Source organism: Nocardia sp. CNY236, assembly GCF_000482385.1.
Taxonomy (GTDB): Bacteria; Actinomycetota; Actinomycetes; order Mycobacteriales; family Mycobacteriaceae; genus Nocardia.
Genome location: NZ_AXVD01000028.1, coordinates 1 through 13,180, shown reverse-complemented (window position 1 = coordinate 13,180; position 13,180 = coordinate 1). Strand labels below are relative to the sequence as shown.

Sequence of the window (13,180 nt, the reverse complement as noted above, 5' to 3'; positions counted from 1 at the left end):
CGGGCCGGATATGTGGGGCCTCGAGTTATGAGGCTGCGGTTCGATCGCTGCCGCTGCGCAGCAGGACAGCGACGAGGACACATAGAGCCAAGCAGGCAGCGGCAAGGCCCCACAGCACCGAATGGAAGGCCGCGTCGTAGGACCGGGCGAGAAAGCTGTGGAAGGCTGCGGGGTCGGCGGCTCCCGATGCGCTGACGGCTCCGTCGATGTCACCGCCTGCCGTGAGGTCGGCAACCCTGTCGGTGTCCCCCGCATTCTCGTGCGCGGCGATGCCGTCGGAGATGCGGGTGCCGAGGACGGTGGCGAGAGCGGAACCGTAGACGGCCACAGCCACGGCTTCGCTGCCCAGGCGCAGAGTGTTGAGGAAGCCTGCGGCCATACCGGCTTTGGCGGGGTCGACGAGTTCGAGTGCCTTGCCGTCCACCAGTCCGGCGGACAGGCCCATACCCGCACCGGTCACGATCATGGGCAGGGCGACGACCGCGACGGCGACGTCCGGGTCGAACAGGGTCAGGGCGATGTCGCCGACGAGCAGACAGGCCAGGCTTGCGTAGATGAGCGAAAGGGCGGGGACGCCGCCGTTGACGAGCTTGGCGGCGAGCATCGGGCAGATCAGCACGGGGGCGGTGAGCAGCACCATCATGAGCCCGGCGGCTCCGGCGTCCCGCCCGGTCACGGCCGTCAGATAGCTCGGCAGATAGGTCAGCATGGTGACGAAGCCGAAGGAGGCCGCGACCGGGACAAGGCACAGGCCGACGAAGCGGCGGTTGCGGAGCACACTGAGGTCGAGCATGGGATGAGTGCGCCGGTTCTCCACGACGGTGAAGATCGTAAGGACGATAGCGGCGCCTGCGAAGAGGCCGAGCACGCCTACACTGCCCCAGCTCCACTGGGAGCCCTGGACGATGGCAGTGGTCAACAGCACCATGGCGATGACGAACAGCGCACTGCCCGCGACATCGAACCGGGCGTCGCTGCGTCCGCCGGCGGGCATGGCCTTCGCCATGGCCGGAACGGCCAGCAGTACCAGGAACAGGGCGATCGCGTGCAGCGCGAACACCGAGCGCCAGCCCACCGACTGGACCAGAACACCGGCCAGTGAGGGGCCGATGGCGACACCGATACCGGCGCAGGTGCCGAAGAGGGCGAACGCCTTGGCGCGGGCAGGACCGTCGTACACCGTGGAGATGATCGCGGCGCCGCACGAGAAGATCGCAGCGCCGCCGATGCCTGCGAGGGCGCGGGCCACGTCCAGCCAGATCACCTCGGAGACGGTCGCGCTGGCGAGCGAGGCGAGTGCGTAGATGACGGCCCCGGCGGCGAAGGCCTTGACCCGACCGATGATGTCGGCGACAGAGCCCCAGACGAGCGTGAAGCAGGCGAAGGCGACGTTGAAGGCGTTGACCACCCACTGGAGAGGGACGAGCTCGGCCTGGGTGGCCGCTCCGATGTCGGGAAGTGCGACGGCGGTGCCCGAGATCGACATGGGCACGACGAAGACGGCGAGAAGGACGGCGGCCAGGGTGAGGGTCCGCCCCGGCCGTTCCGCTATCGGTACGGATGGTGTGGCGGGCGGTGTGGTCTGCGTACTCATGGGTGACAACTCCAGGCTCGGTCGGCCGATCTCGACCAGGTACGGTTTTCATCGAACCTTAAGTTCGCACACCAGGAAGGTACGATGCAACCCGTACCTCAAAGGGGAAGGAGATCAGCGGTGCCCGACGAGCAAGGCCATCCGGCACTCGATGAGATGGAGCTGCGGACGGTCCTGGGCGCCCTCGCCGACCCGCTGCGCTACGGAATCGTGGCTGCCCTGCTCCGGGAGCCCGCAGGCGTCGCCCGAACCTGCGCATCCTTCGGCCTCCCTGTGTCCAAGTCGACCACCACCCACCACTTCCGTGTGCTGCGCGAGTCCGGCCTGGTACGGCAGGTCGACCGAGGTAACAGCCGCGCGGCGATGTTGCGCAGGGACGATCTGGAACAGCGCTTTCCTGGCCTGCTGGACCTCGTCCGCGCCAACTCCTGACACCGGTACAGCCGAGCCCGGCACAGCCCGGGGCGACGCTACGCAATGTCGATATCCCCAGCAGGGGACATACAGGTCAACTCGATACGCGGATCTAGACAAACGAACTACCCTCCCCGGAGTTCGAGACCTTGGCTCCGCACGCTCTTGGATGCATTCCAGTTCACTGCGCCAGGACACGAGGGTTTGCGCGGTCAACACAACATGCTCGGTACCAAGTGCCCCGGCGGTGTCGAGCTGGGCCAGCCGGTGCACAGCGGCCTGCCGCAGTGCCCGTTCGCTCGCCTCGACCACCGGCACAGCCCTCCAGAATCGCGGCCCGCGTGCGGAACGTCAGGTCCGTAACGTATTCGACCACGGACCCACTGAGTAGGCCACCGATATCGTCACGGATATCGCGACCCGCCGAGAACCCCTTGCCCATAGGCCGGAACCCAACCGCTGGCTCAACGCGCCGCCAACACACAGTTCCTTTACCGCGTCGAGGAGCCGGATTCGCTGGTTGAGGGGTTGGTTTTCGGCATTCTGGCAGAAATTTCGAGGACAGCGCGCGCGAGAAGTTCTGGCTCGTAGCCTGTATTGAGCAACCACCGACAGGTAGCCCACTGTAATGCGTGTGCTGCAGCGCCGATGAGGTCGGTGACGAAGGCGGGATCGGGGATGGAGACCGCTCAATAGTGGCCGGGCTCGTATTCGCTGCGGTGGAGCAGGTCGAATCCTTCTATGCTGAAGCAGTTCTGGCCGTGCCCGGCTCCGCTGGCGGCCTGCCACAGGTAGGACCACTGGTTCGCGTCGCGTCCGGTGACCTCGGCGGCGTGGCGCACCAGCCGCTCGTATCCGGGTGGCTGGTTTCGCGGGGCAGTGCCCTTTAATAGAAACAGTTATTATTTCCAATACTAGGCGGATTCGGGTCCGCATAGCGAGCTTTGTATCGAGTTGTCGACACGACCGACAAGTACGCAGCCACGCCGACCTCCTGCGCAACTCGATCCGTATCCCGTTGTTGAGCAGCTCTTTCAGAGTCGTGACAACGGTGTCGTCTGGAATCGAACGGCTTTGATTCGGACCCTCACGTCATGCTGATCCGGGCGAGTTGTCGGCCGAACTTCAGGTAGCGCTCTCCATTGTCGGGGCTCAGCTTGTCCGCCATCAGGACAGCCAGAGTTTCACGTGCGTCGTCGTAACTCAGTGTCACCTGGTCTTGTTCCCCCTCGGCTTCAGCGACCAGGCGCAATCCGTTCTGCCGGGCGACGCGGCGGACATCGCCATTGCTGCTGGCGAATCCCAGCGCTTTGATCACCTCGAGCAGTGGTTGATCGACATCGGTGGCCAACGGGAGGTCTTCGACCTCGCCGAAAGCTCGTTTGGAGAAGCGGGCGACGAACTCCTCCCGCGCCTTCATCGCGGCATCGACGCCGTGGATGGCAGCAGTGACTTCGCCGGCCAGCAGCTTCTTCATATCCATGGGATGCAAGGTCCCCGCGGAGATCCGCTGGGCCGCTACCGCGAGTTCGGAGTCCTGCCACTCCGACAGCGCCTTGAAGTAGGGCTCCACCAGCCGGTCTGGCACCGACATGATCTTGCCGAAGATCTCAGCTGCATCAGCAGTCAATGGCACATAATTGCCCTTCGATTTGCTCATCTTGGCCCCGGTTCCATCGGTGCCTTCGACCAGAGATGTAGCCACGACCAACTCGGGTGTCTGTCCACAGATATCCATGACCTTGCGGCACATCTGCATGTTGAGGAATTGATCGATGCCGCCGATCTCGACATCGCAGCCGGTTTCGACCGAGTCCAGGGCCATGACCACCGAATACAACATTTCCGCAAGCGAGAGCCCTTGGCCCGCGTCGAGACGCTTGCGGAAGTCCTCTCGTTGCAGCGGCATGGACACCGGGATCTTCGCGGCGATCTCGATGATCTTCGGCAGGGAGACCTCGCGCAGCCAGTCGCCGTTGTAGCGGAACCGAGCACGATCGAAATCGAAGAACGGGGCGACCTGCTGGCGGTAGGTGGCCAGGTTACGGGCGATGTCCTCGTCGGTCAGCGGGGGACGCTCATCCGAGCGGCCCGACGGGTCACCGATCTTTGCGGTGATATCGCCGACGATGAACACCACATGGTGACCCATCCGCTGGAAACGGCTGAGCACGAGCATGGGCGCCGCGTGACCGAGGTGAACCTGGGCACCGGTCGGGTCGATGCCGAACTTGGCAACGAACGGGCGCCCGTCCTTCCGAGCTGCCCCAATCCGCTCCGCCATGGCGTCCGAAGAGGGCTGCATTTCCTGAGATCGGGCGGAGATCAGGGCCGCCTGCTCGGACGATTCCAGGTCTGACAGATCCAGCGTCCGGCGTTGGGCGGTCTCGATCAGCAGCCCGCGGACGGACTCCTCGCTCGCGAAGTCTGCGGCATCCAGCAGACGGGTTACTCGATCGACGGACTCGCTCAGACGGGTCATCAATTCTCCTGGAATCTCGAAGTTCGCACCTGCCGTCGGGGCGTCGACCAGATATCTTCCTTGTCGCCGTGAGCACATGCAATCGAGTTGATGACACGGTCGGAGTGGTCGTGCAGCGCTTGGTGCCACAGCTGCGGGGCGAAGGACCATCCCGCTCACGAACTTTCTTGCGCCCGATCGGTAACCCTGACCATGCGCGTCGGTGAACCGTAGTACCTCCAACGGTGGCCCCCTTCTCCACCGCAGCAGGCCACCGTCGAAGGGAGCACCGATTTCCAGGGCGGTGCAGTTGTGATCACGTTCACCAGACGACGGTGATCATCCCAGGCGTTCGTGCTCACCGAAGGCGTTGGGGTCGTGTTTTCGGTCGAAGCGTCATCAGCGAAATTCATCTGGGCAGCATCGACCCTCCGACCCCAAGCGTCCGGTGGCGCGGCGGGCGCGGTCCTTCGCTGGTGGCGTGACCGCCGATGACAACGAAAGGGGAAGCGGCCGTTCGTTCTTCACCGGATGAGCCGGGGCCACGTCACCCCCAGCGTCGGCGCTGGCGAATGGCGTTCAGTGCAGAGGAACGCCTGCAATCGCGACGCGTTCCATCACACGGCGCTGGGGGTAGTAGTCGTTGACCGCGTAGTGCTGGGTGGCGATGTTGTCCCAGACCGCGACGGAGTTGGGTTCCCAGCGGAACCGGACCTGGTATTCCGGGATACGTGCTTGCAGCACCAGGTATTCCACCAGTGCGGCGTTTTCTTCGGTGGGTATCCCAATGATTTCGGTGGTGAACGGCTCGTTGACGTAGAGCAGCTTGCGTCCGGTCTCCGGGTGCCGGGCGATGACCGGGTGTTGGACCTGCGGCATGGTCTTGCGGAGTTCGGCCTTGCGCTCCGGTGTCATCAGCGCACCCCAACTCTGGATCCAATCGTGGATGGCGATGCGGCCTTCGATACGTTCCTTGATGTCCCCGCGGAGGTTGTCGTAGACAGCCGACATATCTGTCCATATCGTGTCCCCGCCGGCGGGCGGGATCTCGATGGCGCGAAGCACCGAGCACTTGGCCGGCGCGGCCAAGAAGGAGTGGTCACTGTGCCACAAGTTCTCTGTTCCGATGGCTTGTGCGTCCTTGGCCAGCCGCGAGACCGTGACACTGTCCCCCGTCGGGAAGAAGGGGTTGGTTTCTGGTTCACCCCACAGTTTCGCGAACTCCAGTTGGCGCTCGGGGGTCAGCGTGTGCTGGTCGCGGAAGAAGATCACCTTCCATTCGCGTAGCGCCCGGCGCAATTCGGTGGCCAGCTCGTCGTCGATGGTGCTGGCCAACTCGACCCCGGTGATCTCGGCACCGATATGTGGGGTGACCGGGTGGACGTCGAATCGCTCGTAGGGTTTGGCGTCGACATCGGCGGGCAGGCGGTTGAGGGTTCGAGGACCGGGCTGCATCAGCCGGGGCATCGCGGTCATGGCTCCTCCTTCAATTACGATACTGATTAGTATTGTAATTGGGTTTTGCCGTATTCGCGGCTTTCTGATCGAACTCTTAATTTCAGCTGGGTGCAAACCCTCGAACGATGGCGTCTACGACGCCCGCCACCAGGGTTTCGTCGGGCTCTTCCAGCTCCGCGATCAGCCGGAAGAGCAGCGGCGCGCCGATCATGGTGACCACGGTGCGCACGTCGGTGTCGGCCGCCAACTCGCCACGATCGATGCCCCGGCGTACAACCTGTGTGGTCTGTTTCAACAGCACGGCACTCTCACGTCGGGTGGCCTGACGCAGCGCGTCGTCTTCGCTGGCTGCGCCGAGGATGCCGGCGATGATCCGATAGGTCCCAGGTTTGCAATATTCGGCTGCGCGGCGGGTGAGCAGCCAATCCAGTTCCGCGCGAAAGCTGCCCAGATCGGGAACCGTCAGCTCCGTGATGTGGGTGCGCAGCGCCGCATCGATCATTTCCTGCTTGGTCGTCCATCGACGGTAGATCGTCGGCTTGCTCACCCCGGAGCGGGCAGCGACCGCGTCCATCGTCACCGAGCCGAATCCCTCCTCGGCGATGGTCTCGAGGGTCGCGGACAAGATTGCCCCGGTAATACCGTCGGTGCGGGGCCGTCCCCGTGCTGCTGCCATAGCGATCATTGTCGCTCGTCCAGTCCACACGTCGAATCGCGCCCGCAACCATCGCGCACACTCCCTGGCGGGGTCGCCGCGGTCATCACCTCCCGAGATACCTGGAACCCTCCGAGCCGACCAACGCATGGCGCACCGACTCCCGATACCGTCCAGCGTCGGCCGCTTGCACGTTTCAGGTTCGCCGGTCGAGGAATCTACGGACCTGGGCGGCTTCGCCACTCCCGGTGGTCGGCAGTCGCAGGATCCCGAAGTTGTAGCGACGGCAGATTTCGTCCTTCAACTCGTCACGCGCACGCTGCTCCGGATTTGCTTCATGGGTGCTGTGTCCGTCCACTTCGATGGCGCACATGTTCTCGTTGGTGATCCGGTTGTAGATGACGAAGTCGAACGACGACCGGTTCTGGATGAACTCGCGGTGTCGTGCGTCGAGTCGGTTCCTATTGTGCAGGAACATATTTCGCAGGTATACCTGTCGATGTATCCCCAAGTGGCCGCGACCGGGTTCAGCGAGTATCGCTTCCAGCATCGCGAGGGCGATGTCTTCGGACTCCCACTCGGTACGCCCCCACCCGATTCGTGGGTGCGTGCGTCGGCGGTGGGTGTAGTCGGTGTAGAGCAGGTCGAAGATCGACACCACGTCGCTGTCGACAACCGGGTGGTTCGGGTTCCGATACCTGATTTAGCCGATCAGATCGCGGAGGTACCGGCTTGCCGGCAGCTCGGATGGATGTGTCACCAGAACGAACACGCGTTTCGCCCGAGATACGGCCACATTGATCAATTGCGGATCGTCGGCGAATTTCAGTGCTTTCTGGCCGCTGCGGGTGTCGTCGAGCACGGTGGTCATGACGACCGCGTCCTTTTCTCTGCCTTGGAATCGGTGCACGGTGTCGGACTCGACGGCCTCGATCAAGGCGTCGCTAGCTTTGTCGGCCTGACGGCGATATGGAGTGGTGATCCCGACCTCGTCCGGTGAGATATCGGCGGAAATCCACGGGAGGACCTCGTGCAGGATCACGTCGATCTCTCGCTGGTTGCTGCGCCCGCTCGACTTCGGGTTGTCGTCGCCGTAGGTACGGCGCATATGGTTGCCCGGGGCGGTTCGCACCACGGTCATCGGCGCGACCCCGGGGGTGCTGCGCGTATAGGGAACCAGCAGACCGTCGTAGAACGCGCGATTGCAGAACTCGATGATGTCCGGATCGCACCGGTAGTGTTCACGCAGCATCACCCGGGGCAATCGATCGCCGTACCGTTCGATGACCGAGGACAGGATGCTGCGCCGGTAGTCGAAGACCGGGTCGGGCGCCGGAGGAACACCGGTGAGGTCGTTCGCGACCGGAGGCAGCTGGCGCAGGTCGCCGACCACGATGACGTTGCGTGCACAGGCAAGTGCCGGGCTCACTGTCACCAGATCCACCTGTGACGCTTCATCGATGATCAGGTAGTCCAGTAGCGCCGAGGGGCCGATGCTGTTCTGGAGCGAGTGACACGTGCTCAGGATCAGCGGGTAGTCGTGGGTGAACTGCCCGAAGTCTTTCCGGTACCGCCAGGTGTAGAGCGTGCGACCTTACGCAGCGCCCGGTACTTGAAGTATCGGTTCATCGTGTCGACCATGCGGCCCCAGCCACGGTCGCGGATCCAGCGGGGATCGGTGTCGGCGATGAAGTCGAGTAGTTTGCCCGCACTGTAGCGGCGCAGCAGAGGCAACGCGTCGACATCCGGTACCTCATGGCGGTCGAAGAACGACGCGAAGTGTCGTTGTTCCAGCCGGTAGGCGTGCAGTTGGTTGCGCAGCTCGGCACGCTGGCGATCCTGTTCCAGCAGTGCCGCCAGTCGCCGGCTCACCGCGCCGAGTGCATCCGCGGTATCCGCGGCGGGCGCTGAACCGGCACCCAGCATCGCGTCGATTGCCGCATTGCGTGCCCCCTGACCGTCGAAGAACTCCTGCCGCTTTTCGGCGCGCCCCAGATTGGCCGCCACCATCCCGAAGCCCTCCTTGGTGAGCTTCTCGACAACGTTGTCGACCGCGGAGTTGTTGAACGAGACCACCCCCACCGTCATGTCACGACGACAGATGATCGAGGCGATGATATTGAGGATCGCCTGCGTCTTCCCAGTTCCGGGTGGGTCGTCGATCACCGAGACCGGATACCGCAACGCATTGTCCACCGCCTCGCTCTGGCTGATGTTGGTGCGGAACGGGTACACCGGCAGCGGTACGTCGGCATCCGGCCGGGGTTCGATCGGCGCCTGCTCGAGAATGCGGGACAAAGCGCTCGCCGGATGGATGAACTCGAGTTGCCACCACGATCCCGCCTCCGGCGGGCCGGTGAACAGATAGGCTTCGGTCGCGTCCCGTGACGATCCGTCGACGAACAACCGTGCTCGCGGAGCCAGGGGCACCGCTGCAGGTCGGTCGAGTATCGTCACTCGCTTCCGCCCGAACATGTAGTCCTTGGACCCGCCGAACCGCACCCGGACCCGCTCGGATCCCGGTTCGTATTCGGTAATCGCCAAGGTCTTGTCCTCAGCACCCCCGCCTTCTCGCCGACGGATAACGATCGCGACAACCCGTGGATCGAGCATCGACGCCCCTCATGTCCGCACCGCGGCGCGCGGCGCTCTATTTCCCTGTCGCTCCAGCCACCGCCGGCGGCTCGAAATCAACGCAGCGCACAGACTACGTGTTCCTGCTGAAATACTCTGCCCAACAACAATATTCATGACTCAGGGTAGGTTCAGAACGATGGTTTGGGAAGCTGCGGAACTACCCGAACCTCGCGTCTTCGTCGGTGAAGCCATCCTCCACGGCGTGCGTAGCGCACCCAGGCCGTTAGCGGCCCCTGCCGTGGGGGCTCGGCGCCCCAAGTCGCCGAATGGCAGAGCGCGCCTACACCGGTACCGCGATACGTTTGGAGCCGCTATTGGCCAGTAGGCCAGGTGTAGCCGCTGATGGAACATATGCCATGGCAGCAGGAGCCGGGTCTTTCGTCTCAACCCCACGCGCTCAGCGCAGTGGCTCGGGTACGATAAGTCGATCTCCAAAATCGACGTCACGACATATGTGCGAATGGTGACGGAAATTGGATCCTGGGCGGCATATAGAACGAGACCGCAAAGCAGGTGGCGTCGACGGAAGACGATTTGGTGACATCCAACTCGATCTGAATTCCTGATTCGGCGACCCGGCAACGGCGACCGAGCTGTGCGCGATGTCGAACTCTTCGCCGAAACGCTGATGGCCAACCAATCACAAGTGGGGTACCAGCCAATGACGACCGAGAGTCTCGAACGAGGTGCTTCCAGCGAAGCGATCCAGCATCACTACGACGTAGACACCAGCTTCTACCGACTCTGGCTCGACCCGACGATGACCTATTCCTGTGCCCTGTGGGAGTCACAGGAACACGACGATCTCGAATCGGCTCAGCTTCGCAAGCTCGACTATTTACTCTCTGCATGTTTGCCTCGGACGGGCGGTCGACTGCTCGACATCGGCTGCGGCTGGGGCTCGGCGATGACCCGCGCGCTGACAACACACGATGCGTCCAGCGCGATGGGCCTGACATTGAGCCCTTCTCAGGCGAACTACGTCAAATCTCTAGGAGAACAAAGAATTCAGGTCGCAGTCCAGGACTGGGCCGACTACGCACCGACGGAACCCGTCGACGGCATCATCTCGATCGGCGCGTTGGAACACTTCGTGAAGTTCGGTTGGAAACGCGAGGACAAAATCGCAGCCTATCGGCGATTCTTCGAATCCTGCCACCAGTGGCTCGCCCCGGGTGGAGCGCTGTCGTTGCAGACGATCGGCAAAGGCAACAGCCCCCTCGACCAGCAGGGCGCCGAGGACATGCTGTTCATTGCCCAACACATCTTCCCCGAATCAGACCTGCCGAAGCTGTCGGAACTCGCTCGTGCATGCGAGCGGTACTTCGAAATCCAACGAATCCGTAACGACCGCAACGATTATGCTCGAACCTGCACCGCATGGCTTCAACGGCTGCACGAAAACCGGGAACAAGCGATTGCGCTCGTCGGCCAGGAGCGGTGCGACCAATTCGAGCGGTATCTCGCCGCATCGGTACGCCAGTTCGAGCACGGCCACGCCAATCTGTACCGGCTGACCCTGAATCGCGTCGGATAATCGGGCGACAATACGATGGTAGGCATGGAGTCCGGAGTGCCGTAGCGCTGAAGGCGAGATCACTACACGGGACGAATCGCGTAGTGGGCGGATTGTCCGGGGTGAGCCGAAGGACCGTTCCGCTCCCCTGACGCATCCACCGCAATGGCCGCGCAATATCTCTGAGCAAAACTGGATTCCGTGCTCTACCTGCTGTTGAAATCGCAGATTCGGACTATCGCTGCCGACCTGGACACGTAGGTCGGCAGCGTTCCGCATTTACCGGGATCGGGACCGGTCGCAGCTCGATGATGGGCAGCGGTAGACCATTGCCCCATGCTCCGTTACGGCGCCGGCCACAATGAGCGCGGACGCCAGCGGCCCGGTATCGAGGCACACCGTCCACGCCAGTCGGTCGGCGTGATGTTCCGCCACCTTGTGCACGTCCACGTCGTCACTGTGCGTCCTTACGAACGAGCGCGATTGCCCGCAGCAATTCCCCGACCACTGCACACCCCTGCACCCCCGACCTCAGCAGAATGGCTGGCGCTTCCACCAGGGGGTCGGGGTCGACCCGATAGTAGGGCTATGAGAAGTCTTTTCGCCCAGCATGAGTCACGGAGCGGTCATACTGTTTACCCATGTTTTCCAATGCAGAGATATCCGGCGGGCTGTTGCGCGACCTGCGCATCACAGCCGGGATCGGGCTGCGCACCATGGCCACGAGGATTCACTTCACAGCGGGATACCTCTCACTGGTAGAGACCGGCCGCAGACCTGTCACCGCAGCGGTCCTGGACGCCTACCGCGGCGTACTCGACGACCCGGGGCTTGGACTGCCGGGCGAAGATCCGCAGCGGCTCCAGACCACGATGTACGACCCGCACGGGGCCGGGGCATCCAGCCTCGACGACATCACCGCGATCCTGGAACGTGCCCGGCACCTAGAAGACACGACCGGCCCTGACACAGTGGCACCGATGGTGCGCGGCTTGGACAAGATCGCCCGCGCCCTGGCCGCCGAACGCACCGGAGGAAACGCAGCAGCGACAGTGGCTGCGGAGGTCGCTATCTACCGGGGGTGGCTCGAGCACGACACCGGACAGTCGCACATGGCGGACCGGTCATTCCAGGACGCCACCGACTTGGCCGGCACAGCAGGTGACCGATCGCATCAGGCGCACGCACTGAGTTTCCGCGCGTTCACTGCCCAACGTCGCGGTGATACCTCACGGGCGCTCGACCTCACCGCCGCGGCGATCGGCGTTGACGGCGCGCATCCTATTCTCGCGGCCTACGCCCTGCATCAACGCGCCGAAATCCTGGCCATGCGAGGAGAATCCCGGAAGGCCGGTAAAGCACTGGCCGCCGCGGCAACCGCGGCCGACGTGACCGACGGGATCGATCTGCCGTCCTTCGGGTACTGGTACACCGCCGGATTCTGGGCGGTGCACCGCGGTGTCGTCCTCACGTTGCTCGGCCGCACCACCGACGCGGTAGCCGAAGCAGAACAAGGGGCAGCCGCTATGCCCGTCGAACACCGCACCGCAGGGTGGTTTGCCACATTCCTACGGGAAGTGCACCCGGAGATGACCTGACCTGTCTCCCCCCGACCCGACCGAACCGACGCCGTACCGCAGGCCGAGTATGTTGACTCCGAATGTCGAGTATGTCGACTCCGAATGCGGACATCGACAACGTCGAGTAGCCAGGGTTCCAGCCAGCGAGCTATGTGCGCGGAGGCCGCTGCGGCGAGCCGGTAGCTCTCGGTGCGGTATGTCCCCTTCCGGGATCGGGCGCCAGTGTTTTCCGGGGTTGTGGGGGTTCGAAATTCGGCTACATCACAGCGCATTCCGTGGTATCGCCGTGCGATGCGTCACCTGCCTGTAGGATTTCCGCCGGAGGTGCGCGCGGCGATCGCCAGGTTGCGGTTCGGAACGGGTCACGAACCAATCGAGGGTCTCGCCGGGGAGTTCGGCGATGGTGTTCACCGAGTATGCGGCCACGCTCGAGTGGATCGCCGGGGTGCTGCGCCAACAAGGCTACAAGGTGCACCCCCACGCGTGTGGGGAAGACCCCGCCGCGCGGGATGCCGGCACCTCGATGTCCGGTGCACCCCCACGCGTGTGGGGAAGACACTTCGTGAACTGCAGGTTTACACGAGACAGCACCGATTCTGGATCGACGTGATGTCCAGGCGACCTCCAATCGTGACTCTTTTTGCGATGGCCTTGGAAGGCTATCGAAGGCTGGTGACGGCCTTCCGTGAGCTGGGCTTTCCAGTCTTGATGTTGCTGTACTACGCCGTTCCGACGAATGTGTCGGTGGCGGGGTTTACGGTTGCGCGCGGTTGTCAATGTCGGTCGAATGTTGACCCAGCCAGTTCGCTGGAATCTTGACCCACCCTGGGTTTTCAGTCGTTGTTTTCAGTCGTTGGTCTTGGCC

11 protein-coding genes are annotated in these 13,180 nt (G+C 63.4%); 3 read left to right on the top strand and 8 right to left on the bottom strand.

Annotation, left to right across the window (positions count from 1 at the left end; all coding sequences use genetic code 11):
* Window positions 1–25: 25 nt before the first annotated feature.
* Window positions 26–1,594, bottom strand: coding sequence for an MFS transporter (locus K940_RS0115460; RefSeq protein WP_081706392.1), 1,569 nt, complete (start codon window positions 1,592–1,594; stop codon window positions 26–28).
* Between the two features lie 120 nt (window positions 1,595–1,714).
* Between K940_RS0115460 and K940_RS0115455 the strand changes: the two genes are divergently transcribed.
* Complete coding sequence (locus K940_RS0115455) at window positions 1,715–2,026, top strand: helix-turn-helix transcriptional regulator (RefSeq protein ID WP_028478288.1); 312 nt, start codon at window positions 1,715–1,717, stop codon at window positions 2,024–2,026.
* Between the two features lie 671 nt (window positions 2,027–2,697).
* Here K940_RS0115455 and K940_RS32360 read toward each other — a convergent pair.
* From K940_RS32360 to K940_RS0115420, 7 genes are all read right to left on the bottom strand, one after another.
* Window positions 2,698–2,850 carry a hypothetical protein gene (locus tag K940_RS32360; protein ID WP_155980895.1) on the bottom strand — a complete coding sequence of 51 codons (153 nt, stop codon included), beginning with the start codon at window positions 2,848–2,850 and terminating at the stop codon, window positions 2,698–2,700.
* Window positions 2,851–3,095: 245 nt separating this feature from the next.
* Window positions 3,096–4,490 (bottom strand): tyrosine--tRNA ligase, encoded by a 1,395-nt coding sequence (tyrS, locus tag K940_RS0115445; RefSeq protein ID WP_028478286.1) that lies wholly within the window; start codon window positions 4,488–4,490, stop codon window positions 3,096–3,098.
* 558 nt (window positions 4,491–5,048) lie between these two features.
* Window positions 5,049–5,945, bottom strand: a complete 897-nt coding sequence (locus K940_RS0115440) for a TauD/TfdA family dioxygenase (RefSeq protein ID WP_028478285.1) — start codon at window positions 5,943–5,945, stop codon at window positions 5,049–5,051.
* Between the two features lie 82 nt (window positions 5,946–6,027).
* Window positions 6,028–6,603 (bottom strand): TetR/AcrR family transcriptional regulator, encoded by a 576-nt coding sequence (locus tag K940_RS0115435; RefSeq protein ID WP_196812214.1) that lies wholly within the window; start codon window positions 6,601–6,603, stop codon window positions 6,028–6,030.
* Window positions 6,604–6,778: 175 nt separating this feature from the next.
* Entirely contained in the window at window positions 6,779–7,240 is a 462-nt protein-coding gene (locus K940_RS30810; RefSeq protein ID WP_155980894.1) for a DUF2726 domain-containing protein, read from the bottom strand.
* A 45-nt stretch (window positions 7,241–7,285) separates the two neighbouring features.
* Entirely contained in the window at window positions 7,286–8,077 is a 792-nt protein-coding gene (locus tag K940_RS30805) for a DEAD/DEAH box helicase (RefSeq protein ID WP_231390397.1), read from the bottom strand.
* Window positions 8,078–8,109: 32 nt separating this feature from the next.
* The gene (locus tag K940_RS0115420) at window positions 8,110–9,195 is read right to left on the bottom strand and encodes an AAA domain-containing protein (RefSeq protein WP_028478281.1); all 1,086 of its coding nucleotides are present in this window, start codon (window positions 9,193–9,195) and stop codon (window positions 8,110–8,112) included.
* 685 nt (window positions 9,196–9,880) lie between these two features.
* Between K940_RS0115420 and K940_RS0115415 the strand changes: the two genes are divergently transcribed.
* Both K940_RS0115415 and K940_RS0115410 read left to right on the top strand, forming a co-directional pair.
* The gene (locus tag K940_RS0115415; protein WP_036528781.1) at window positions 9,881–10,756 is read left to right on the top strand and encodes a cyclopropane-fatty-acyl-phospholipid synthase family protein; all 876 of its coding nucleotides are present in this window, start codon (window positions 9,881–9,883) and stop codon (window positions 10,754–10,756) included.
* Between the two features lie 620 nt (window positions 10,757–11,376).
* Window positions 11,377–12,333: a helix-turn-helix domain-containing protein gene (locus K940_RS0115410; RefSeq protein WP_028478279.1), complete on the top strand. Its 957-nt coding sequence runs from the start codon at window positions 11,377–11,379 to the stop codon at window positions 12,331–12,333.
* Window positions 12,334–13,180 lie beyond the last annotated feature (847 nt).